The organism is Bacillus kexueae, assembly GCF_022809095.1.
GTDB classification, from domain to species: Bacteria; Bacillota; Bacilli; order Bacillales; family Aeribacillaceae; genus Bacillus_BZ; species Bacillus_BZ kexueae.
Genome location: NZ_JALAZE010000009.1, coordinates 1 through 21,523, shown reverse-complemented (window position 1 = coordinate 21,523; position 21,523 = coordinate 1). Strand labels below are relative to the sequence as shown.

The 21,523-nt window shown below is 40.1% G+C and carries 19 protein-coding genes, 24 tRNA genes and 2 rRNA genes; 5 read left to right on the top strand and 40 right to left on the bottom strand.

All coding sequences use genetic code 11. The annotated features are described in order from the left end of the window. Positions 1 to 84: 84 nt before the first annotated feature. Genes ML543_RS13720 through ML543_RS13710 form a run of 3 tightly spaced genes read right to left on the bottom strand, consistent with a single transcriptional unit; the run spans position 85 to position 1,760 of the window. Entirely contained in the window at positions 85 to 921 is an 837-nt protein-coding gene (locus tag ML543_RS13720; protein WP_243387997.1) for a YihY/virulence factor BrkB family protein, read from the bottom strand. Between the two features lie 22 nt (positions 922 to 943). Further along, the gene (locus ML543_RS13715; protein WP_243387996.1) at positions 944 to 1,273 is read right to left on the bottom strand and encodes a YtxH domain-containing protein; all 330 of its coding nucleotides are present in this window, start codon (positions 1,271 to 1,273) and stop codon (positions 944 to 946) included. Positions 1,274 to 1,286: 13 nt separating this feature from the next. Then, positions 1,287 to 1,760 carry a low molecular weight protein-tyrosine-phosphatase gene (locus ML543_RS13710; protein WP_243387995.1) on the bottom strand — a complete coding sequence of 158 codons (474 nt, stop codon included), beginning with the start codon at positions 1,758 to 1,760 and terminating at the stop codon, positions 1,287 to 1,289. Positions 1,761 to 1,898: 138 nt separating this feature from the next. Between ML543_RS13710 and ML543_RS13705 the strand changes: the two genes are divergently transcribed. Both ML543_RS13705 and ML543_RS13700 read left to right on the top strand, forming a co-directional pair. After that, positions 1,899 to 2,126 (top strand): DUF1128 domain-containing protein, encoded by a 228-nt coding sequence (locus ML543_RS13705; protein WP_243387994.1) that lies wholly within the window; start codon positions 1,899 to 1,901, stop codon positions 2,124 to 2,126. Positions 2,127 to 2,182: 56 nt separating this feature from the next. Further along, complete coding sequence (locus ML543_RS13700; RefSeq protein ID WP_243387993.1) at positions 2,183 to 2,335, top strand: hypothetical protein; 153 nt, start codon at positions 2,183 to 2,185, stop codon at positions 2,333 to 2,335. A gap of 120 nt (positions 2,336 to 2,455) precedes the next feature. Here ML543_RS13700 and treR read toward each other — a convergent pair whose 3' ends face one another. The 3 genes from treR to treP form a co-directional block, all read right to left on the bottom strand. Next, positions 2,456 to 3,172, bottom strand: a complete 717-nt coding sequence (gene treR / locus ML543_RS13695; RefSeq protein WP_243387992.1) for a trehalose operon repressor — start codon at positions 3,170 to 3,172, stop codon at positions 2,456 to 2,458. 535 nt (positions 3,173 to 3,707) lie between these two features. Continuing rightward, positions 3,708 to 5,384 carry an alpha,alpha-phosphotrehalase gene (treC, locus tag ML543_RS13690; RefSeq protein WP_243387991.1) on the bottom strand — a complete coding sequence of 559 codons (1,677 nt, stop codon included), beginning with the start codon at positions 5,382 to 5,384 and terminating at the stop codon, positions 3,708 to 3,710. Between the two features lie 105 nt (positions 5,385 to 5,489). Beyond that, positions 5,490 to 6,905: a PTS system trehalose-specific EIIBC component gene (gene treP / locus ML543_RS13685; protein WP_243387990.1), complete on the bottom strand. Its 1,416-nt coding sequence runs from the start codon at positions 6,903 to 6,905 to the stop codon at positions 5,490 to 5,492. Between the two features lie 238 nt (positions 6,906 to 7,143). Between treP and ML543_RS13680 the strand changes: the two genes are divergently transcribed. From ML543_RS13680 to ML543_RS13670, 3 genes are all read left to right on the top strand, one after another. Further along, complete coding sequence (locus ML543_RS13680; protein ID WP_243387989.1) at positions 7,144 to 8,676, top strand: glycine betaine uptake BCCT transporter; 1,533 nt, start codon at positions 7,144 to 7,146, stop codon at positions 8,674 to 8,676. A gap of 523 nt (positions 8,677 to 9,199) precedes the next feature. Next, positions 9,200 to 9,382, top strand: coding sequence for a hypothetical protein (locus tag ML543_RS13675; RefSeq protein ID WP_243387988.1), 183 nt, complete (start codon positions 9,200 to 9,202; stop codon positions 9,380 to 9,382). Between the two features lie 119 nt (positions 9,383 to 9,501). After that, complete coding sequence (locus ML543_RS13670; protein WP_243387987.1) at positions 9,502 to 10,365, top strand: hypothetical protein; 864 nt, start codon at positions 9,502 to 9,504, stop codon at positions 10,363 to 10,365. A 297-nt stretch (positions 10,366 to 10,662) separates the two neighbouring features. Here the strand turns inward: ML543_RS13670 and ML543_RS13665 are convergent, their stop codons facing one another. The 34 genes from ML543_RS13665 to ML543_RS13500 all read right to left on the bottom strand — a co-directional run. Continuing rightward, on the bottom strand, positions 10,663 to 11,922 hold the full coding sequence (locus tag ML543_RS13665) for an FAD-binding domain-containing protein (protein ID WP_243388102.1): 1,260 nt from the start codon (positions 11,920 to 11,922) through the stop codon (positions 10,663 to 10,665). Positions 11,923 to 11,969: 47 nt separating this feature from the next. Then, positions 11,970 to 12,635 (bottom strand): HAD family hydrolase, encoded by a 666-nt coding sequence (locus ML543_RS13660; protein ID WP_243387986.1) that lies wholly within the window; start codon positions 12,633 to 12,635, stop codon positions 11,970 to 11,972. 15 nt (positions 12,636 to 12,650) lie between these two features. Further along, positions 12,651 to 12,923 (bottom strand): hypothetical protein, encoded by a 273-nt coding sequence (locus tag ML543_RS13655; RefSeq protein WP_243387985.1) that lies wholly within the window; start codon positions 12,921 to 12,923, stop codon positions 12,651 to 12,653. Further along, complete coding sequence (locus ML543_RS13650; protein WP_243387984.1) at positions 12,898 to 14,328, bottom strand: radical SAM protein; 1,431 nt, start codon at positions 14,326 to 14,328, stop codon at positions 12,898 to 12,900. Before ML543_RS13650 ends, ML543_RS13655 begins: the two co-directional genes overlap by 26 nt. Then, positions 14,318 to 15,073, bottom strand: coding sequence for a prolipoprotein diacylglyceryl transferase (locus ML543_RS13645; protein WP_243387983.1), 756 nt, complete (start codon positions 15,071 to 15,073; stop codon positions 14,318 to 14,320). The genes ML543_RS13650 and ML543_RS13645 overlap by 11 nt, the downstream gene beginning before the upstream one ends. Positions 15,074 to 15,515: 442 nt before the next feature. Then, positions 15,516 to 16,070 (bottom strand): DUF2179 domain-containing protein, encoded by a 555-nt coding sequence (locus tag ML543_RS13640; RefSeq protein ID WP_243388101.1) that lies wholly within the window; start codon positions 16,068 to 16,070, stop codon positions 15,516 to 15,518. A 269-nt stretch (positions 16,071 to 16,339) separates the two neighbouring features. Next, the gene (gene hutH, locus ML543_RS13635) at positions 16,340 to 17,863 is read right to left on the bottom strand and encodes a histidine ammonia-lyase (RefSeq protein WP_243387982.1); all 1,524 of its coding nucleotides are present in this window, start codon (positions 17,861 to 17,863) and stop codon (positions 16,340 to 16,342) included. Positions 17,864 to 17,966: 103 nt separating this feature from the next. Continuing rightward, the gene (gene hutP / locus ML543_RS13630; protein WP_243387981.1) at positions 17,967 to 18,416 is read right to left on the bottom strand and encodes a hut operon transcriptional regulator HutP; all 450 of its coding nucleotides are present in this window, start codon (positions 18,414 to 18,416) and stop codon (positions 17,967 to 17,969) included. 389 nt (positions 18,417 to 18,805) lie between these two features. Further along, positions 18,806 to 18,879, bottom strand: a tRNA-Arg gene (locus ML543_RS13625). A gap of 14 nt (positions 18,880 to 18,893) precedes the next feature. After that, positions 18,894 to 18,968 (bottom strand) — tRNA-Asn (locus ML543_RS13620). Between the two features lie 6 nt (positions 18,969 to 18,974). Beyond that, positions 18,975 to 19,048, bottom strand: a tRNA-Ile gene (locus ML543_RS13615). Positions 19,049 to 19,051: 3 nt separating this feature from the next. After that, positions 19,052 to 19,125, bottom strand: a tRNA-Gly gene (locus tag ML543_RS13610). 11 nt (positions 19,126 to 19,136) lie between these two features. Continuing rightward, a tRNA-Cys gene (locus ML543_RS13605) sits at positions 19,137 to 19,210 on the bottom strand. 2 nt (positions 19,211 to 19,212) lie between these two features. Then, positions 19,213 to 19,287: transfer RNA gene (locus tag ML543_RS13600), tRNA-Gln, on the bottom strand. Between the two features lie 62 nt (positions 19,288 to 19,349). Then, a tRNA-His gene (locus ML543_RS13595) sits at positions 19,350 to 19,425 on the bottom strand. A gap of 9 nt (positions 19,426 to 19,434) precedes the next feature. Continuing rightward, a tRNA-Trp gene (locus ML543_RS13590) sits at positions 19,435 to 19,508 on the bottom strand. 6 nt (positions 19,509 to 19,514) lie between these two features. Beyond that, positions 19,515 to 19,599 (bottom strand) — tRNA-Tyr (locus ML543_RS13585). A 24-nt stretch (positions 19,600 to 19,623) separates the two neighbouring features. Next, a tRNA-Phe gene (locus tag ML543_RS13580) sits at positions 19,624 to 19,699 on the bottom strand. A 13-nt stretch (positions 19,700 to 19,712) separates the two neighbouring features. Further along, positions 19,713 to 19,788 (bottom strand) — tRNA-Asp (locus ML543_RS13575). A gap of 79 nt (positions 19,789 to 19,867) precedes the next feature. After that, positions 19,868 to 19,944, bottom strand: a tRNA-Met gene (locus ML543_RS13570). A gap of 154 nt (positions 19,945 to 20,098) precedes the next feature. Continuing rightward, positions 20,099 to 20,191 (bottom strand) — tRNA-Ser (locus tag ML543_RS13565). An 11-nt stretch (positions 20,192 to 20,202) separates the two neighbouring features. Continuing rightward, positions 20,203 to 20,279 (bottom strand) — tRNA-Met (locus ML543_RS13560). A gap of 27 nt (positions 20,280 to 20,306) precedes the next feature. Continuing rightward, positions 20,307 to 20,382: transfer RNA gene (locus ML543_RS13555), tRNA-Ala, on the bottom strand. A 13-nt stretch (positions 20,383 to 20,395) separates the two neighbouring features. After that, positions 20,396 to 20,472, bottom strand: a tRNA-Pro gene (locus ML543_RS13550). A 3-nt stretch (positions 20,473 to 20,475) separates the two neighbouring features. Then, positions 20,476 to 20,552: transfer RNA gene (locus ML543_RS13545), tRNA-Arg, on the bottom strand. 4 nt (positions 20,553 to 20,556) lie between these two features. Next, positions 20,557 to 20,645, bottom strand: a tRNA-Leu gene (locus tag ML543_RS13540). A gap of 8 nt (positions 20,646 to 20,653) precedes the next feature. Further along, positions 20,654 to 20,728 (bottom strand) — tRNA-Gly (locus ML543_RS13535). A 9-nt stretch (positions 20,729 to 20,737) separates the two neighbouring features. Beyond that, positions 20,738 to 20,822: transfer RNA gene (locus ML543_RS13530), tRNA-Leu, on the bottom strand. 20 nt (positions 20,823 to 20,842) lie between these two features. After that, a tRNA-Lys gene (locus tag ML543_RS13525) sits at positions 20,843 to 20,918 on the bottom strand. 9 nt (positions 20,919 to 20,927) lie between these two features. After that, a tRNA-Thr gene (locus ML543_RS13520) sits at positions 20,928 to 21,003 on the bottom strand. Positions 21,004 to 21,007: 4 nt separating this feature from the next. Continuing rightward, positions 21,008 to 21,083, bottom strand: a tRNA-Val gene (locus ML543_RS13515). Positions 21,084 to 21,086: 3 nt separating this feature from the next. Next, positions 21,087 to 21,161, bottom strand: a tRNA-Glu gene (locus ML543_RS13510). A 4-nt stretch (positions 21,162 to 21,165) separates the two neighbouring features. Further along, positions 21,166 to 21,278, bottom strand: a 5S ribosomal RNA gene (rrf, locus tag ML543_RS13505). Between the two features lie 145 nt (positions 21,279 to 21,423). After that, positions 21,424 to 21,523: ribosomal RNA gene (locus ML543_RS13500) — 23S ribosomal RNA — on the bottom strand; the annotation flags it as partial.

The following is a 21,523-nucleotide window of genomic DNA, read 5'->3' as shown; positions in this document are numbered from 1 at the left end:
TTTCCACCTTTTTTGGACGTATTGGCCATGTAGTGTTCCCCCTTTATTGATGATCAACAATAGCATTCACACTTTTGAATCAGTTTATGAAGGGGATGGGTGGTACCGCTGGTAAAGAATAGCGTTAATTTCCCCACCAAGTATAATGATAAACCCGGTTAAATAGAACCAAATGAGAAGGACAATAACTCCTCCTAAGCTCCCATACGTCACACTGTAATTGGCAAAATTACCAACATAATACGAGAAGGCTAATGATACGACAATCCATCCAACCGTTGCGAATAATGCACCTGGATACACCTCAGAAATTCGCAAATGCTTATTCGGTGCAATGAAATAAAGTCCAGAAAAAACTAAGCAAAGAATGACTACACTTACGAGCCAACGAACCATATTCCATACAGTTAAAAACATGTCTGATAAGCCAAACACAGACGAGATAAACAGTCCGATTTCACGGCCAAAAACCGGCAAGAGGAGCGCGATAATGATGACAAAAATCATCGCAAACGTTAAGATAATTGCCATCCCTCTTGCAACTAAAAAGTGTCGATTTTCATCCACTTCATATGCACGATTTAGCGCTCGCACAATGGCATTAATTCCATTGGAAGCAGACCATAACGTAGCAATGATCCCAAAAGATAGTAGCTTTCCATTTTGGGTATTCACGATTCCACGTACATTTTCTTCGATGATTGCAATTGTATTACCCGGGGCGTATTGAGCGATAAAATTCAATATATCGTCTGCATTCAACGGCAAATACCCAAGCAATGTAATTAAAAAAATGAGAAACGGAAATAAGGATAATGAGAAAAAGTACGCTAGCTCAGCTGCCATTCCAGCTATTTGGTCTCGTGAAAAGCGATGAAATAATTCCTGGACTAAATTACGGTGAATCGATCGGTCAGTCATCCCATCACCTCTCCTTTAGTCGTTAATCGTTCATTCGACGATTGATTTGCTCCTTCGTCTCTTCAATAAACTCCAAAACTTGCGGTGTAAGTTCTTTTAAATCCTTTACCTTTTCATTTAAAAATGTGATATCTTCAGAAACGGATCTTAACGTCGTTTTAACTTCATCCATTTTTCCTTTTACAAAAGAAGATACGACTTCTGGGTTTTCAGCGCAATATTTTACGCAGTCGGCCGCTTCTTTTCCTTTTTCTATCGCTACCTTGCGCGTTTGCTTATCGACTAATGCAATAGCCATTCCAACCGCAGCTCCTACAAATAAACCTTTTAATAGTTTATTCTCGCTTCCCATATACTTTCCCCTCTCATGAAAAGTTGTACTCTTTTTTTATTTCTTCTAAAAGCTGCTTACATCCTTCTGTTACCATCTCATAAACTTCTTCAAAGTTTCCGGTAAAATATGGATCAGGAACATCGACGAGCTTTGCATCTTTTACAAAGTCCATCAAGCGATAAATATGGCTTGATTGATTCGGGTTCGCTAATCGGCGAACATTTCCGATATTTTCGCTATCCATCCCAATAATGTAGTCAAATTCTTCAATATCCTGAGCCTTTACTTGTCTTGCTTTTAGTCCTTCGTACGAAATGTTGTACTGATCTAAAATATTTCTTGTTCCGATATGGGGTGGGTTGCCAATATGCCAATCACCCGTTCCTGCAGAATCCACCTCAATCTTTGATTCAAGCCCTTCCTTTTTCACGAGATCACGGAAAATGGCTTCTGCCATAGGAGAGCGACAAATATTTCCTAAACAAACGAATAATACTTTTACCATTGTATTACCCCTCCTGATGTCTTTTATTACAATTAATCATACGTTTTCACCTTTTCATTTTCAATAAACTACATGTTTTCCTATAAAATCGTGTTACAATAAGAGAAATGTTCACGAACAAACGAAAGGATGAAACCATTGAATTTATCTCAAAAATCAACTGAAAACGTCGAGTTTATGATAACGAAAATTAAAGAAAAGCTAAATGTTTTAAATGTCGGTGCCATTAAACCTTCTCATTTTGATGAAGAAATGTACGAAGAATTGAAAGATATTTACGAATTAGTGATGAAAAAGCAGTCATTTAGTCCAAGTGAAATGCAAGCAATTGCAGAAGAGTTAGGTCAATTACGAAAAATGTCTTAATCTCTTCTTTCTCCTCTCCTTTTTGCATATATGTGTACAAAGGGGGAGGTTTTTTTATGATTGGATATTGGTTAACGACCATCTTCTTTGTCATCATGCTTCTATTTGTCATATTCATTTTTATTTACGCTGTCAAAACTGCCGTAAACCCAGAAGATGCACATAAAATCGATCCGCTACCTAAAGGGGTAGATGACGACAAGACATAACGGGGCTGTCCAAAAACAGCCCCTTTCTTCGTTTATTTTATATTAGATAATGATAAACGCTTTCTTCCAAGGAAAACTTATCCCGTTTCGGTTCGTGCAAATTCCGCTGGATGCCGCCATCTACACTCCTCGACGAGCAAAGTCGACAAATCGAAACTTATCCAATCGATGACGTGATTCCGTGTATTGAAAAAGGGTCGCATCATCTAAATAAACATAGTTTTTCACCACTACTATATGATCGAACCCATCTACATCGAGTAACTTCCGATCTTCTTCTGTACAAGGCTCAACGATGATTTCTTTCTTCGCAAAGCTGATAGTGAGATTTAACTTCTTTTCTAAATACTCATAAATCGATTTTTCACATATATCCTTCGATAAGTAAGGGACAAAAGCTTTTAAAAAATAATCTTTATCTAAAATGACATGCTCTCCATTGATGCGGCGTGAACGAATAACTTCCCAAATTTCATCATTAGGTGTCGCTTTTAATTTTGTCATTAACGATTCTGTCGGTTTCATCAAGCCAAATTCATGAACCACCGTTTCCGCATGAAACCCACTATGTTCTGCCACTTCTTTAAAGCTGACAAGTCCTGAAAACGGTAGGCTCATTTTTTGCATATCGAGGACGATTGAGCCCTTCCCTCTAATTTTTTGAATAAAACCGTTCTGCGCTAATAAGTTAAGAGCTTTCCGAATGGTTTCCCGACTTGTTTCGTATGTATCTGTTAATTCATGCTCAGAAGGTAGTGTTTCACCTGGTTTATAATCCCCGGATTTTATTTTTTCTGCTAACTCCGTATAAATCGCATAAAACTTATTCTTACGCATACCATCACCACTTTAAACTTACTTATTCCTATATTGTACCATCTCCACACCCATTTGGAAGATAAGCACGTAGGAACTTCGATTTAAGGGGAAAGAAAACCGATTTCCTAAAGGTTTTTATTTTTGGTACGAATAGAATATATGAGTTCAAGGGTATTGTTCCACTATGAAAAAGAGTTATTTCACTAGCGAGATATAGAAGAAAGTAAATGATTAATCATCAATGTTTACGAAAACAATACAAAGAGAGGTTGTTTTCATATAGATTGTTGCTTTTTCAGTCATTTTAAAATAAATGCTGAACATTGCGTTCCAGACACTTGCTTTCGGGAGCTGTCTAGTTTCAGCTCCTAACTAGCGTCTAGCTAACGATTCTCTGCATCCCGCAGGAGTCAAGTCGCTCCATTACAAAGGGGAAAAACGGTTCTCAACAATGTATTTTATACACACTAAAAGCAACAATCCTTTAGAAAAGAGCCTAAAGAAAAACCGTAAAAATGCAGTGGAAATACATTTTTACGGTCGGTATAAAGGATTAAGCTTTTGTTAAGTGGAAGACAATTGATTCATACGGACGTAATGAAAGCTTTTGAATGTCCGTACTTGAACCTTCATAGTTTGATAGCAAGATATCCCACTTAAACCCATCAATGTTGACGTGTTCCGGTAATTCGAATGTCGCATTTTCTCCATAGAAATTGTTTACGACGAGTAATTTTTCATCTTCTGTATTGCGAACGTAAGCAAAAATTTGTCGATCTTCCGGTAAAAGAAGCTCATAATCTCCGTCCGTAATCACATCATATTTTTTGCGAAGTTCAATTAACTTTTTGTAATGATAGAAGACCGATTTTTCGTCTTTCAACGCTTTTTCTACATTTATGGAATCATAATTCGATGCGACATGAATCCAAGGAGTACCGTTTGTAAATCCACCATGTGGTTCTCCACTCCATTGGACAGGCGTACGTGAATTATCTCGTGATTTACTTTGTAAGATGCTTAAAATTTCTTCCTCCGTTTTGCCCTTTTCTTTTAAGATATGGTACATGTTAATGGACTCAACATCCCGATAGTCTTCAAGGCGATCAAAATACGGATTGGTCATCCCGATTTCTTCTCCTTGATAAATATAAGGCGTTCCTTGCATCATATGAATCGTAGTTGCTAACATTTTTGCTGACTCTGTATGATATTCTTTATCATTTCCGTAGCGTGAAACTATGCGTGGCTGATCATGGTTACACCAGAATAAAGCATTCCAGCCACCACCTGCATGCATTTTCGTCTGCCACTCGGATAAAATACTCTTTAAGGCAATGAAATCAAAGTCGGCAACCGTCCATTTATCCCCGTTCGGATAATCGACTTTTAAGTGATGGAAATTAAACGTCATGCTAAGCTCTTCTCGGCTTGGATTTGTATATTTTATACAATGATCAATGGACGTAGAAGACATTTCTCCAACTGTCATCATGTCATATTGAGAGAACACTTTTTGGTTCATATCATGTAAGAATTCATGAATCCGCGGACCATCTGTGTAAAATCTGCGTCCGTCACCAATATCATCATTTGGGAAATCCTGATTTTTTGAGATTAAATTGATCACATCTAATCGGAAGCCATCTACACCTTTTTTCAACCAGAAATGCATCATATCATACACTTTTTGACGAAGCTCTTCATTCTCCCAGTTCAGATCCGCTTGCGTAACATCGAATAAGTGGAGATAGTATTGGCCTGTTTCTTCATCATATTCCCACGCATTCCCGCCGAATTTAGATTCCCAATTCGTTGGAGCACTACCATCTTCGTTTGGATCCTTCCAAATATAAAAGTTTCGATACGGATTGTCTTTACTCTTTTTCGCCTCTTGAAACCATGAATGGTCAGTAGACGTATGATTGATGACAATGTCCATAATGATTTTCATATCACGTTTATGTGCTTCTTCTAGAAGTTGGTCAAAGTCCTCCATTGTACCGTATTCTTCATGAATTTGAAAATAGTCACTTATGTCATATCCATTATCTTTTTGCGGAGATTTGTAAATCGGAGTGAGCCAAATGACATCAACCCCTAGAGTTTTTAAGTAGTCTAGCTTTTCAATGATGCCTTGTAAATCCCCTACACCATTTCCTGTCGTATCATTAAAGCTCTTCGGATAAATTTGGTAAACGACTGATTTTTTCCACCACGGTTGTTTCATCGATTCATAACTCCTTTTAATCTATTATCAATACGGCTCATGCCCTTTTGAAAACACAGATAACGATACAAGTGGAAGCATTTTTCCACTCGTATCGTTTTCTCATTACTTATGAACACGTTTTACTTTCGCTAAAATATACGTAGCGACAAACGGAACGATTAAGACGATTAACATTCCAATGAAGAAAGATCCCCAATGTTCAGCATAGATTGAGATAATTCCTGGTAATCCACCTACGCCAATGGATGTAGCACGCACCCCATTGATAGTAATGAATAAACCCGCAATAGCAGATCCGGCAATGGCAGATAAGAATGCGAAACGATAGCGTAAGTTAACACCGAACATTGCAGGCTCTGTAATCCCTAAAAAGGCTGAAATAGCAGATGTTAACGATAATCCTTTTAATTTTTCATCCTTTGTTGCAAACATCATAGCCAATGCAGCAGAACCTTGGGCAATGTTAGACAATGCAAGCATTGGCCATAAGAACGTTCCACCTGTCGTACCAATTAACTGAAGGTCCACCGCTAAGAATGTATGGTGCATTCCTGTAATAACGAGCGGTGCATAAAGTCCACCGTAAAGAAGTCCCCCGATGGCTGGTGCTGCTTCAAAAATTCCCACAACTGCGTTTGTTAGTGCATTACCGATCGTAAACGTAATCGGACCAATCACAATAAATGAAACGAGTCCCGTCACTAATAGCGCAATAGGTGCAACTAATAACATTTGTAACGCATCTGGAATACGTTTTTTCAAGGACACTTCAAGTTTTGCTAATACATACGATGCAATTAAAATTGGTAGTACTTGTCCTTGATAACCTACTTTCTCAACCTCTAATCCAAAAAGGTTCCATGTTGGAATTGCCCCTTCTTGCTGAGCTGCACCGTACCCCCAAGCGTTTAATAAATCAGGGTGAACAAGCATCAATCCTAGTACAATACCAAGAAGTGGACTTCCACCAAATTTATTCACTGCAGACCAACCAATGATACCTGGTAAGAAGACAAATGCTGTGTTGGCAATTAAGTTAATAATGCCTGCAACATCTTTCCATTCCGTATGAACATCGATAAGTGCTTTTCCTTCATAAAATAAATCAGACGCCGTTAAAACGTTGTTGATCCCCATAAGTAAACCAGCTGTCACGATTGCTGGAAGGATTGGGATAAAGATATCTGCTAACGTTTTGATGAGTTTTTGTAAAATATTTAAGTTTTTAGCCGCTTCTGCTTTTACGTCATCCTTCGAAGCTTTTTCTAAATTCGTTTCTGCTAATAATTCGTTGTACACTTTCTCAACAGTCCCTTGTCCAATTACGACTTGGAACTGGCCATTCGTAGAGAAAGATCCTTTTACTACATCGATCTTTTCAAGCTTTTCTTGATCGACTTTTTCTTCATCTTGAAGAATTAGACGAAGTCTAGTTACACAATGCGTCGCTTTTTGTATATTCTCTTTGCCACCAATGGCATCCACGATTTGACGCACTTGCTCACGATATTGGCCCATTTTCTAACCTCCTAGTAATCGTTTTCATGCTTGTATAAAAAATTAGGCGGTATCTCACAACGACTATCATGTATATACATGTTACAAATACATTGTAGTCATGTATATACATGTTGTCAACGGTTACAATTTCTTTTCTACAATTTTTTTATAAAAAGAGGTTTTGCGGGAAGTTTAAAAGGGTAAAGATAAGAGGTTATTTATCGGGGATACACAATTAGAAAGGAGAAAAAAGAAGTTGAAAAAGATTTCAAATGTCTTTTGGATAACATTATCCATTGTCTTTATCATGGTTTTGTTGGGTATTTTTACTCCTACTCAATTCGAAACCTTAACGAGTAATCTACAAAATCTGATTACCAATACATTTGGGTGGTATTACCTGATCATCGTAACGTTATTTGTCATCTTTTGTTTATTTTTGATTTTTAGTCCAATTGGAACTATTCGTTTAGGTAAGCCAGATGAAAAACCGGAGTATAGCCGAAAATCATGGTTTGCGATGTTATTTAGTGCCGGTATGGGGATTGGGCTCGTATTCTATGGTACTGCAGAACCGTTATCTCATTTTGCTGTAAGCCCCCCCGTTGCAGAAGCTGGCTCATCACAAGCTATTAAAGATGCTATGCTTTATACTTTTTTCCACTGGGGTGTTCACGCATGGGGAATCTATGCTCTTGTCGCTTTATCATTAGCTTATTTTAAATTCAGAAAGGGAAAACCAGGATTAATAAGTGCCGCTTTATCCCCTATTCTCGGAAAAGCAGCAGAAGGAAAGCTCGGGACACTAATCGATGTTATTGCTGTATTTGCAACTCTTGTTGGTGTCGCAACAACACTCGGCTTTGGGGCCACACAAATCAACGGTGGACTTTCTTTCTTATTCGGGATACCGAATAACATGTTCGTTCAATTTTTAATTATTGCCATTGTAACCGTATTGTTTTTAATTAGTGCGTGGTCAGGACTTAGCAAGGGAATTAAATATTTAAGTAATGCCAATATGATATTAGCCATTTCCCTCTTTGTCTTAACCCTCATGATTGGACCGACTTTATTTATATTGAATATGTTTACAGATACGATTGGAGCCTACATTCAAAATATTGTTCGCTTAAGCTTTCGCATTGCTCCTTTAAATGAAGAACATAGAAGTTGGATCAATGGATGGACAATTTTTTATTGGGCTTGGTGGATGTCATGGTCACCATTTGTCGGAATCTTCATTGCGCGGGTATCAAGAGGTCGAACAATTCGAGAGTTTTTAATTGGTGTTCTCTTAATGCCACCGCTTGTCAGCTTTTTATGGTTCTCCGTCTTTGGAGTGACGGCCATAGATTTACAAATGACTGGAATCGTAGACTTAACCACTTATGCAACAGAAGAAACGTTATTCGCTGTCTTTAATCAATTGCCGATCTCAACCATTCTATCGATTGTGGCTGTCATTTTAATAGGAACATTTTTCATCACCTCTGCCGATTCAGCAACTTTCGTACTCGGTATGCAAACGACATACGGATCACTCACACCGCCAAACACTGTTAAATTAACATGGGGAATCGCTCAGTCGACAATCGCAATTATTCTGTTGTACACAGGAGGCTTGCAAGGACTTCAAAATGCACTCATCATCTCAGCATTCCCATTTTCAATTATCATGGTATTGATGATGGTCGCTCTTTACAAATCTCTCATCCAAGAGAAAAAAGAGTTAGGCTTATACATTAAACCTAAACCGAAAAAAACCCCGAAACCAGATCATGTTTAATTAAGAAACATACATGATTTTACACTCACACCCCGGACATGAAAATTTATTCTCCCCGGGGTTTCCTTTCTACCATCTACCTATCATGATCGATCATTCAGCTCATAGGTAGTTTTTATTTTCGCAGAAAAAGCGCAAAGCGCAAGTCCTTAGGTGAAGGGCGCTTTAGGACCTGCGAGGAGGCTTCCGTCGCCACAGCAGGGCTGAAGCGACCCGAGCTGATGGCGCTTGGAGCTAGACACCAAAAAAATTGTAAAGAGAATGCTTGAACTTAAACTTTATGTAACAACCAGAAGAACTAATTGGCTATTAACGGCCAATTAGTTTTTTTATTTGAAAGACACATATATAAAAGATGTGAAACGCGTCCTCTCCCTTGACCCTTAAGATATTTCCACATGCATTCCAATTAAAAATAATCAATAACATTTTTCGAACAATATGTGAATTTTCTGTTTATTTTTTGTGACAATTCGAATATAATAAGAATTGTAAACGATTTCATTTCACAGGGGGTATTTAAATGGTTGCATCCGTTATGAAATATTTTTATCTCGTTTTAGCAGTTTTTTGTTTAGTCACTGGAGTTACAGCAGGTTTTATGCACCAACTGCCCCTATCCGTCTTAGTTGGCTCTTTAAGTCTTTTAAACTTTGGACTATACTTTATATTCCACCGCGAAGTATTGAAACAACAGCAGCGGTAAAGATTAAATATACAAAAAAGCGATTTGGCAATACTGCCGAATCGCTTTTTTTGCGTATTGATGAACGACCACCAAACATATTAATCTTTATGCTATAATTTAACAGAGGTGGATAACAAATGAAAAAAGGGTCGAATCTCTTACTTATTGGAATCATTTTATTCACAATACCTTTACCACGAAACTATATAACTATACAACAACTTTATTATGATCGTATGATGCAACAGAACTATCACCTACAAAATGTTTCGCATCGAGAAACACACCTTTATATTGAAGATAAAGGTCAATTTGGCATTGAAAATATTGGTTTTGTTTCTTTATACGATCCCGAACAAAGTCTTCCAACTACCAGTGAAAACATTCAATTAGTTGATGCTCAACTTAAAAAAGTTGGGGAGAGGGGCATTTTTGAACAAACATTCTCCTTTTACGACCAAGTAATTCAGTTAAAAGATGAATTTCCTTTAAAGAAGGCGAGTGACCCACTCGATATTTTTCCAAGTACATCCTCTTCAACAATAGAGATTAAAGTTAACAATCAGTTAATTCCTAGTTTCGCCCCCGTTACTTTTAATCCATGGGATTTAAGTAGCGGTCGTTATTTCGGAAAACTAGGGCTACTCCTAGTTGAAGACTATAAATCAAATACCGAATCATTAGTCGTAATTCAAGGTACTGATGAAGACATACTAAATTTAGAAAAATTGAACTGGCAATTCGTTTGGATTTCATCAGATGGACAAGTGAAAGTAGAGTCGTTTAATAACACCGAAAGAAAAGATTTTCCATATCGAACAGCTTTCGTTAACGAAGCAAATGTTACCCCTACAAGGCTTGGGTATAAGACCGAAGGAATAATGTACTATCCTACCTATTTCGATCCCTTCGTTTATCCATGGTTAACAACAATTATCAGTCTAATTCTTATACTAATTGGTTTATATCGACTATTTTCAAAACCAAAATCATCTGTATAAGAAAAGCACCCTCTTATCGCCGACGTATGCGACCAAAGACGATATATCGAAAACGATATTTATTGATCCATTCTATAAGAAATGCGCAAAGCGCAAGTCCTTAGGCGAAGGGCGCTGGAGGACCTGCGAGGAGGCTTCCGTCGCCACAGCAGGGCCGAAGCGACCCGAGCTGATGGCGCTTGGAGCTAGACACCCAAAAAACTGTAAAGAGAATACTTTAACACTTTATTGAACTTAAACTTTCTGTAACAAAAATAAAAACCATCATCATGTTGTGAGTCAACATGATGATGGTTTTTACTTTAAGTCTAGTGTCAACTGATCTTCATTTACTTGTGACTGACGCTTTGGTGAAGCATAGACTCGATAAATATCAATAATTGGAGCTGGATAATCGAGCTGAAAGAATCCTGGATATAACCACGGTTCATGTATATATTTCTCGGACACATCCTTTAATTGTGGTACGTTCCGTCTGATAAATGTTCCTTTCGGATCGACTTTTTTCGAAAAGGAAACGGGATGAATCGATTTTTTACAACTGTTAATATAGAATGAGTGAATATTTGGGTCATAATCAAGCCACAGTCGGGCAAGTTCACGATTAATCGATGATTTGTCCATACCTATTGCTTGGTACATGGAGACGATTGCTTCACGCGAACGCTGGTCAATCCATCCTGTTTTTTTAACATAGTTCATCATTGCATCTAATATAGGTATGCCTGTTATAGTCGGGAGCAGTGAATGATCCGTCTCTTTTTCTTCACTTACTACAGAGTTACGTGCTATTTTACAACGTAGAAGTAAGGAATCAATCACGCTATTAAACGCAATTTCCTTTTTTTCTCTAAGAGCCTGAACGATATGACGAATTGAAATATTTCCCCACGTAATGTAAGGAGACAATTGACTGGTAAATCGAATAGCTTCCATCATAGTACTCGGTTTCTCTCCACCCTTTTGCAGAAAGGTAGCTAACGTATCCAATGCATTCAGCTCTCCGCCTTCCAATCCGAAACGTATTTTTTCACCGGGTACTTTTAACGAGTGACATTCATCCAAGTCGGTATGAAAGGAGCTCGGCCACTCATTTATAGATGGAAACATTTCTGGTACGCTCGCCTGCTCTTCTTCCATATACTCATGCCACTTCTCCCGGTAGCGACGGTCAGATAGCTCCACTTCGACACTTCCTTCTTTCGAGAAAGTAGTTAGGGGAAGTCCATGTTTGTTCATCCATTGAACAATTCGACCATGACGCTCTCGTTCAAGATAGGTGAACACACGAAACACTCCATACGTTTCAAGCAACACTTGGAATGCCTCTTCTAAGTCTCCTATGAAGAAAAAAAATGTTCCGCCCCGCTCTTCTACTTGTTCTTTTAATTGAGTTAAACTCTCTAATACAAACTGATAGTGTCGAATTGAGCAATTCCCAGTCCAAAACGACGGCTCTACCACATAAAGAGGCATCACCGTTCCCGTTCTAATGGCTGCTGACAAAGGTAAATGGTCTCGCAAACGTAAGTCGCGATGAAACAACACGACATTCATTATTGTCACTCCAACTCATCCTTATTGTTACTTTGATTGTACAAAAATTACGCTTTTTCAGGAATAAGTGTTTCAATAAGGGATTGTAGTTCCATCTCAGCCATTGAAGGGAGACGATGATCAACTTCTCCAAATGTTAATAGCTTCGTCACTTTATTCGGAACGATGACACAATACATCCCTGCGCGTTTGGCAGCAAGTGCACCATTGACCGAATCCTCAAATGCTATGCACTCCTTTGGATCCACCCCTAACCCTTTCGCTGTTCGTAAATATAATGCAGGGTCTGGCTTCACTTGTTCGACATGATCTGAGGTGGAAATAAAATCAAAAGAATCTAGAAGCCCTAGCTTTCGTAAATGAGTAGACACCCACTCATAATTTGAACTCGATGCTAGCCCTACCTTTAATCCGATTTCTTTTGCGGTTTGAATATATTCCGCAACGCCTGGGCGAATGGTTTCATTGGCTAATCTTTCTTCAAATCGCTCACGAACGGCGTGGTCAAACTGTTCTTTCGTCATCTCTACGTCAACTTGTCGTTTTAAATATTGATACGGGCAAAAGCCTGAATTTGTCCCAATCACTTCTCCCCATACAGACAGAGGAAGCTCTGCTCCATGTTGTTCATATAACTCTACAAGCGTCTCATACTCATGCGTTTCGGTATCAAAAATCAACCCATCAAAATCAAAAATAATTGCAGAAATCATTTCCTCTTTCACTCCTTAGTAGTTCGTAAATGAATACATGACATATCCGAAGCACGCGACATTGACTAAAAAAGTGATACCCGCTCCGATTAACATGCCTTGCAGTAACCCTTTTTTGCCTTTTACTCCAGCCCATACAAGAGCAGGTCCAAGATATATAAACTGTGTTAGACCGATTATAACAAGTAAAGGAGGGTAAATCAGTAAAAGAACGTGTAGCAAAAAGGTCAACCCAATCCCATACCAGACTTGCTTCGTACTTTTATGATTTTGTGCCGACGGATCCATTGCTTGTTCCCTCCATTTCTGCCCGAATCTCGTTTAATCGTTTTTCTTTATCGTCTCGATAAAATAAATTGAACGTATCAAATGGTATAATACGTCCATCTGGGTGAGCAATGTGCACACATGACTTTTTCACTGACCGAACATCAAAATCATATGCATCTAAAAACTGCATAATGATGACACGGAAAACATTTTCGTATCCTATATTTTCAGTTGGAGCAACTTTAGGAAGACAGCAAAGTAAATCTTTCAGCTGTATCGCCGATGATTGGGGCGTTTGGTTCAAACTAAACAAATCAAACACGCGCCCCTTCAATGATTCATCTTGTTCAAATACGATTGTATTCCGCTCGCCTTCTAGCAAAACGTTCGGGTCCATCATCCCCGTAAGTGGAATGACTTTTCCATCCATTTTCAATGCATAACCCATCGCTAGACAATCTGGATGACACGGGACGGGTATGATATCTTTTTCTGAAAACACACCGGATTGTTGAATGATTCCTTCCCGTACTTCACTAAGCGTTAAGCGATCCGTTTCTGGCTGATATGCTTCCAGTCTTCCGGCAGCTTGAATCGGCTGAAATGTTACTCCTCGAACCGCCCTCTGCTTCAAACCATAGTCGATGATGTTCCCAATTTCATGGTCATTTAACCCTTTTTTCAAAGTGACCACAAGAGTCGTTGAAATATTATACTCATTCAAATTGTCTATTGCCTTTTGGCGGACGTCACGTAAATCCACCCCTCTCAGTTCCAATAAAGCCTTTTCTTCAAAGCTATCAAACTGTAAGTATATTTCAAATCCTGGCATATATGTTGCCAATCTTTCAACAAACTTTTTATCATTGGCAATTCTTAACCCATTTGTATTCACCATAATATGCTTAATCGGTTTAGACTTGGCTAAATCGAGAATGTCAAAAAATTGAGGATGGATCGTCGGTTCTCCACCACTAATTTGGACAATGTCCGCTTCACGTTCATTTGCAACAATTGCATCTAGCATTTTTTCAATTGTCTCTAAAGATCGATACGTTTGCCGCTTCGGAGACGACTCAGCATAACAAATCGGACAAGCTAAATTACATTGATCTGTAACTTCCACCAGTGTTAGACAACTATGTTGCTCATGGTCCGGGCACAATCCACAATCATATGGACAACCGTACTTAATAGGTGTATTCCATCGGTATGGCATTTCCGAAGGCTTAATAAATGTTCGGCACTTCTTGTAATAGTCGATATCCGTTGAAATTAATACCTTTTCTCGCCCGTGCTGAAGGCAATGCTTCACTAAATAAACCTTTCCGTCTTCAAAGATAACTTTTGCCTCTACTTTTCGTAAACATGTCGAACAAATACTATTGGTTAGTTCATAAAAAATGTACGGTCTATTTGGCATACCTTACGCGTCCCTTCCACTTTTTATTTATCAACAATACGTAATACACAATGCCTGCCATCGCAGCGATTTGAATATGATTGAATACCCCATAAGCATGAGGAAATGGTTTAATAAAGTCGATAAGAAATCGGAAGAATAAGTAACTTAACATAAAAAGCTGAAACAAATATCCTTCCCAAAGGATTTTGTTTACTTTCTTAATCCACAAGATGATTGCTCCTAAAAGAAGTAGGAACATAATTTCATATAGTTGTGTTGGGTGACGCTTCAAGCCATCTCCAAAATCAATTCCCGTCCACCAAGTTGTTACCGTTCCATAAGTATGATCATCTAATCCGGTTAAAAAACACCCAATCCGTCCGATACACATGCCGACAATAAGGGGAATAACGAAATCATCACCCGTTGACTGTTTTAGCCCAATGATTTTTTTCGCCATCTCAACACCAATGAGACCGCCTAACAACCCTCCAACAATGGTCTTTCCTTCCATTAAATAGATGATGTTATTCCATTGTTGCAACGTCTTAGCTGGATCTTCAAACCAATATAATAGTTTCGAACCAATTGCCGCTCCCAAAACGGCTCCTACCGCTACCCAAATTGATTTTTCCATTGGAATATATGACTTTCTTCGGAGGAGCAAATACACGCGAAAGCCAATAAAATAAGCTAGCGTTTCAAAGACAAGATGAGGGTGAATCGCTAGCGGACCGAGATGAATATAAACTGGAAACTCCATATGAATGCACCTTTTCCTAAAATAGTAAATCACTACATTATTAGGTTATCAAGTAATCAATTCAAAGTACAGATAATATAAAAAAATGAAATAATTTATACTCCTAAAGTGGTCAAGTTGGTCTTTCGTAAATAAGAAACATACATGATTTTACACTCACACCCCGGACATGAAAATTTATTCTCCCCGGGGTTTCCTTTCTACCATCTACCTATCAGGATAGATCATTTTTTTCACAGAAAAAGCGCAAAGCGCAAGTCCTTAGGCGAAGGGCGCTTTAGGACCTGGAGAAGGCTTCCGTCGCCACAGCTGGGCCGAAGCGACCCGAGCTGATGGCGCTGCTTGGAGCTAGACACCAAAAAAAACTGTAAAAAGAATACATTACACTTTATTGAACTTAAACTTTCTATAACAACAAAAAAGACGTCCCTACAGACGTCTTTTACTCAGTTGATTGTTCTTTCATTTTCTTGTTCCATTTTTTCCAACGCTTCTTCATCGAATTTGTCAAATAGCCGCCTTTGAACGATCGTAATTCGTAGGAGCTTAAAAATGCTGTTGGTTCAATTTCAGAAACTAATTCTAAAAACTCTTCTTCACGAGAACGCTTCGCCACGACTTCTAATCGATACCGCTTCGAGCTCATGCCCTCTCCTTCAAAAACCGTAACTCCAAATCCAGCTTCGCGAAGTTTACTGACTAAGCTTGAATTTTTATCTAACAAATTTACGTTATACGTTACGTACCCAAGCGCCATTTTTTTCTCAATGGCTCCTCCAAGAAGTAATCCAACACTAAATCCAATCACATAAGCTGCGATATTCCACCAATTGGATAAATCTTGGAATACAATACCTAATGCAACAATGTATATCGCACCTTCTAATAAGCCCACTCCAGCCGCTGCTTTCGTTTGATTCTTCACAAGAAAAATGGTTCTAATCGTTAACACCGGAACATACAAAATTTGCAATAAAAAAATAAGTGCCGCCTGAATGTACAAACCCCTACGCCCCCTTTAATAAACTCGAGCTCCTTGCATGGTATCATAAGAAATATTAAAAAAGAAGAGCTTTTTTGTTTTTCCCTTAAGAAATTCTTGTAAACATACAAAAGGGATAAAAAAGGAAAAGAGCCCTTTTTAGAGCTCTAAAATGAAAAAGATAACCTTATCGATGATTGGTCTTTCAACCTCAGTAGACACGATACGTACACCAACATGAAAAAGTCCTTTAATGCGTCATTGAGCATTAAAGGACTTTTTCATTACATTTGACTCTTCAACATAAATTCTTTCTGAAGCTTTTCCCAATTCACTTCATATAACCAATTATTGACCTTCTCAATATCTTTTGAGAAAATGCGATCTTCTGTAATCGAAGGAACAATAGAACGTACTTCCTCGTAAAGAGCTTTTGTGAACGTGCTCATTTTCTCCACTCCACGGTACTCTGCCGCTTGTAAAGCACAGATTAATTCAATGGCTAACACTCGACGTACATTTTGAATAATCTGATAGGCATGACGTGAGCCAATGGTTCCCATGCTTACGTGATCTTCTTGATTTGCTGAAGAAGGAATGGAGTCAACACTCGCAGGATGAGCCAGTGTTTTATTTTCCGAAACAAGAGATGCTGCTGCATATTGCATAATCATCGCTCCAGATTGAAGGCCTGGTTCCGGACTTAAAAACGGTGGCAAGTCACTTAATTGTGGATTAACTAGTCGCTCAATACGGCGCTCGGATATGTTAGAAAGCTCTGCAATTGCTATTTTCATAAAGTCCATCGCAAGTGCAATCGGCTGTCCATGAAAGTTGCCTCCTGAAATGACTTTCTCCCCACCATCAAAGATTAACGGGTTATCCGTAGCTGCATTCATTTCAATTTCAAGTTTTTCCCTCACATAATCAAGCGCTTGCCAAGAAGCACCATGTACCTGTGGGATGCAACGTAATGAATAGGCATCTTGTACTCGTAATTCTCCTTGCTTTGTGACAAGCTTACTATCTTGTAAGTATTCACGAATTCTTCTTGCTACATCTACTTGCTGTTGATAACCTCGTGCTTTGTGGACATCTTCATCAAACGCATCAATTATCCCTTGCAGACCTTCCAACGTAATGGCTGCAATCGCTTCACTTTCAAGTGCTAATTGCTCAGCTTCGATATAATTTATAACCCCCATTGCGGTCATTGCTTGAGTACCATTTATCAGTGCTAATCCTTCTTTGGCTTTTAACGTAATTGGAGCAATTCCTTCTTTTGATAATGCTAGAATCGCCTCTTGTCTTTCCCCTTTATAAAAGACCTCTCCTTCTCCCATTAAAACGAGCGCAAGATGGGATAACGGTGCTAAGTCACCACTTGCACCAAGTGAACCTTGCTGTGGAATAACTGGATGAATTTGTGCGTTTAACAAATCTAGAAGGCGTTCGATAACAACTGGTCTTACACCAGAATAACCTTTTAACAATGCATTAGCTCGAAGAAGCAGCATCGCCCTTGATACCTTTTCAGGAAATGCTTCTCCAACTCCACAAGCGTGTGAATGAATTAAGTTTAGTTGAAGCTTTTCGACATCACCAGCATCAATAAATACATCACTAAATTTTCCAAATCCAGTAGTAATTCCATAAACGACCTTCTTTTCATCCACAATTTTATCCACTGCTGCTCTACTTTTTTGTACAATGCGTAAACTATCAGGAGATACTGTTACATATATACCATTTAAAATCACTTTTTTAACATCTTCGATTGTAAGAGTATTACCTGTCAATTCGACCATTTCTTTATTCCTCCTTTAAAAAATGCAAAAAGGGACCATACTAGTCAACAAAAGCTTGTTCACTAGTATAGCCCCCTGATAACTCATCACTATAGGCTGTGTATTAAATATGATTAATGCCAAGTCCCATTGTTTCGTGTTCTAACCCACGAATAGGCGCCCCTATTGTTCCATATAATGCTACCGCAATCCATTCGCCTTCTTCAGGTTTATCATATGGCTTTCCTTTTACAATTGAAAAACGAAGTCCGACAGTTCGAAGCATGTCTCCAAGCTCTACTTGACCTCTCGTAACCCCATGCAATGCTTCAATGATTGCATGGTAAAGGGCATGCATTTCACGATAAACTGCTTCTTTTACGATTCCCTGTCGTTTTGCAGCTGTTTCGATGGCTGCTACAATCTTTTGCATTTCCATTGAGCCTACTTTCCCTTTACAAAACTGCCAACGATTTTTCTCCAGCTGTTCGATGATGAATTGCTCTTCTTTTCCTTCTGCAAATGCTAATATCATCGCATTTCTACCTATTCGTTGATCGACTCGAAGCGTCATGCTAATAACCTCAATCAAATATGAATTTTCTAAAAAGACTAATAACTTATTATTATTGTATTCCTAACACTGACAGAGTGTCAACGTTAAAAACCTTGATTTTATAAAGTTATCAAGCTACTTCGGTAGCTTAGTAAAGGATATAGATTTCAAAAAAATAAGAAGGGCGCAAAGCGCAAGTCCTTAGGCGAAGGACGCTGGAGGACCTGCGAGGAGGCTTCCGTCGCCACAGCAGGGCCGAAGCGACCCGAGCTGATGGCGCTCGGAGCTAAACATCAAATAAACTGTAAAGAGAAAACTTTAACACTTTATTGAACTTAAACTTTCTGTAACAACGGAAAAAGACCAAGTCAAATTGACTTGGTCTTTTTCCGAAATTGAACGCATGACGCGCCTTAGAGGATTCGAACCTCTGACCGACGGCTTAGAAGGCCGTTGCTCTATCCTGCTGAGCTAAAGGCGCAGATAATAAAAAAATGGCTCCGCAGGCAGGATTCGAACCTGCGACCGTTCGGTTAACAGCCGAATGCTCTACCACTGAGCTACTGCGGAACAATATGGGCCTGAGTGGACTTGAACCACCGACCTCACGCTTATCAGGCGTGCGCTCTAACCAGCTGAGCTACAGGCCCCTATGGAGCGGGTGATGGGAATCGAACCCACGACATCAGCTTGGAAGGCTGAGGTTTTACCACTAAACTACACCCGCATATGTAATTTTGGAGGCGGCAACCGGATTCGAACCGGTGATAAAGGTTTTGCAGACCTCTGCCTTACCACTTGGCTATGCCGCCAATGGCTGGGCTAGCTGGATTCGAACCAGCGCATCACGGAGTCAAAGTCCGTTGCCTTACCGCTTGGCTATAGCCCAATAAATGAATTATCTACTCTTATAAGATTATTTCATTCTATACTACGTCTGGAGCTTAAGAATGGGGCGACTGATGGGAATCGAACCCACGAATGCCAGAGCCACAATCTGGTGCGTTAACCACTTCGCCACAGCCGCCATCATGCTTGGCAGGGGCAGTAGGAATCGAACCCACACCGGAGGTTTTGGAGACCTCTGTTCTACCGTTAAACTATGCCCCTAAAGAATGGTGGAGGGGGACGGATTCGAACCGCCGAACCCTGAGGGAGCGGATTTACAGTCCGCCGCGTTTAGCCACTTCGCTACCCCTCCATATATATTCAATAAAGTCTTAAATGGTGGCTCGGGACGGAATCGAACCGCCGACACAAGGATTTTCAGTCCTTTGCTCTACCGACTGAGCTACCGAGCCTTATTAAAGTAAATGGCGGTCCCGACGGGAATCGAACCCGCGATCTCCTGCGTGACAGGCAGGCATGTTAACCGCTACACCACGGGACCTTAAATCATTTTGCTTGCAATAAAGTACCACTATTTTTCCTCGTGTGGAAGAAAATTAAAGTAGCATCAAAAATTATTTTGGTTGCGGGGACAGGATTTGAACCTGCGACCTTCGGGTTATGAGCCCGACGAGCTACCAGACTGCTCCACCCCGCGATGATAAAAATAAATATCAATGTATTATTATGCTAATAGTTAGCTCTTTTGACCGTCCCACTCTCAGAATGAATCTCAAGTAGTTGCTCGAGTGGTACGCTGAAGATTATTCAGTGAAGCATATTCGTTCGTGCTCCACCCCGCGATGATAATATGGCGGAGGAAGAGGGATTCGAACCCCCGCGGGCTTTGACACCCCTGTCGGTTTTCAAGACCGATCCCTTCAGCCAGACTTGGGTATTCCTCCACATATTTATCTGGTGGCGGCGGAGGGAATCGAACCCCCGACCTCACGGGTATGAACCGTACGCTCTAGCCAGCTGAGCTACACCGCCACAAATATTTAATTGACATCTATTAAATGGTGGAGCCTAGCGGGATCGAACCGCTGACCTCCTGCGTGCAAAGCAGGCGCTCTCCCAGCTGAGCTAAGGCCCCAAATCTTAATTACTGGTCGGGAAGACAGGATTTGAACCTGCGACCCCATGGTCCCAAACCATGTGCTCTACCAAGCTGAGCTACTTCCCGTAATGGCGCGCCCGAGAGGATTCGAACCCCTAACCTTTTGATCCGTAGTCAAACGCTCTATCCAATTGAGCTACGGGCGCTAAATGGTGCCGAGGGCCGGACTCGAACCGGCACGGTAGTCACCTACCGCAGGATTTTAAGTCCTGTGTGTCTGCCAATTCCACCACCCCGGCAAACATTATGGAGCGGAAGACGGGATTCGAACCCGCGACCCCCACCTTGGCAAGGTGGTGTTCTACCACTGAACTACTTCCGCATATTTAAATGGTGCGGGTGGAGGGACTTGAACCCCCACGCCATACGGCACTAGATCCTAAGTCTAGCGCGTCTGCCAATTCCGCCACACCCGCTAGATCTATAGTGGGTAAAATGGTGAGCCATGGAGGACTCGAACCTCCGACCCTCTGATTAAAAGTCAGATGCTCTACCAACTGAGCTAATGGCTCCAAATAAAATGGTGCCGGCGAGAGGACTTGAACCCCCAACCTACTGATTACAAGTCAGTTGCTCTACCAATTGAGCTACACCGGCATAATGGTGGAGGATGACGGGATCGAACCGCCGACCCCTTGCTTGTAAGGCAAGTGCTCTCCCAGCTGAGCTAATCCTCCATATGGTGACCCGTACGGGATTCGAACCCGTGTTACCGCCGTGAAAGGGCGGTGTCTTAACCACTTGACCAACGGGCCATCAGCCTGGCAGCGTCCTACTCTCACAGGGAAAACCCAACTACCATCGGCGCTGAAGAGCTTAACTTCCGTGTTCGGTATGGGAACGGGTGTGACCTCTTCGCTATCGCCACCAGACAATATGTTTTCGGCTTTCGACAAGCTACGTATTTTTCAATACGCTTTGCTTCTCAAAACCCTTTTCTTTTTCATATGGTTTGAAAGAAAATTATTCTTTCAAAACTAGATAACGCGTTTCACTGAAATCAATCAACTGATTGAATAGGTTAAGTCCTCGATCGATTAGTATCCGTCAGCTCCATGTGTCACCACACTTCCACCTCGGACCTATCAACCTGATCATCTTTCAGGGATCTTACTCA

Excerpts from the sequence above, each read along its gene's own strand:
- ML543_RS13655 (WP_243387985.1), bottom strand. The coding sequence starts at position 12,923 with ATGGATCCGTCGGCACAAAATCATAAAAGTACGAAGCAAGTCTGGTAT.
- ML543_RS13710 (WP_243387995.1), bottom strand. The coding sequence starts at position 1,760 with ATGGTAAAAGTATTATTCGTTTGTTTAGGAAATATTTGTCGCTCTCCT.
- ML543_RS13675 (WP_243387988.1), top strand. The coding sequence starts at position 9,200 with ATGGTTGCATCCGTTATGAAATATTTTTATCTCGTTTTAGCAGTTTTT.
- ML543_RS13665 (WP_243388102.1), bottom strand. The coding sequence starts at position 11,922 with ATGAATGTCGTGTTGTTTCATCGCGACTTACGTTTGCGAGACCATTTA.
- ML543_RS13715 (WP_243387996.1), bottom strand. The coding sequence starts at position 1,273 with ATGGGAAGCGAGAATAAACTATTAAAAGGTTTATTTGTAGGAGCTGCG.
- hutH (WP_243387982.1), bottom strand. The coding sequence starts at position 17,863 with ATGGTCGAATTGACAGGTAATACTCTTACAATCGAAGATGTTAAAAAA.
- hutP (WP_243387981.1), bottom strand. The coding sequence starts at position 18,416 with ATGACGCTTCGAGTCGATCAACGAATAGGTAGAAATGCGATGATATTA.
- ML543_RS13720 (WP_243387997.1), bottom strand. The coding sequence starts at position 921 with ATGACTGACCGATCGATTCACCGTAATTTAGTCCAGGAATTATTTCAT.
- treR (WP_243387992.1), bottom strand. The coding sequence starts at position 3,172 with ATGCGTAAGAATAAGTTTTATGCGATTTATACGGAGTTAGCAGAAAAA.
- ML543_RS13660 (WP_243387986.1), bottom strand. The coding sequence starts at position 12,635 with ATGATTTCTGCAATTATTTTTGATTTTGATGGGTTGATTTTTGATACC.
- ML543_RS13670 (WP_243387987.1), top strand. The coding sequence starts at position 9,502 with ATGAAAAAAGGGTCGAATCTCTTACTTATTGGAATCATTTTATTCACA.
- treP (WP_243387990.1), bottom strand. The coding sequence starts at position 6,905 with ATGGGCCAATATCGTGAGCAAGTGCGTCAAATCGTGGATGCCATTGGT.
- treC (WP_243387991.1), bottom strand. The coding sequence starts at position 5,384 with ATGAAACAACCGTGGTGGAAAAAATCAGTCGTTTACCAAATTTATCCG.
- ML543_RS13700 (WP_243387993.1), top strand. The coding sequence starts at position 2,183 with ATGATTGGATATTGGTTAACGACCATCTTCTTTGTCATCATGCTTCTA.
- ML543_RS13645 (WP_243387983.1), bottom strand. The coding sequence starts at position 15,073 with ATGGAGTTTCCAGTTTATATTCATCTCGGTCCGCTAGCGATTCACCCT.
- ML543_RS13650 (WP_243387984.1), bottom strand. The coding sequence starts at position 14,328 with ATGCCAAATAGACCGTACATTTTTTATGAACTAACCAATAGTATTTGT.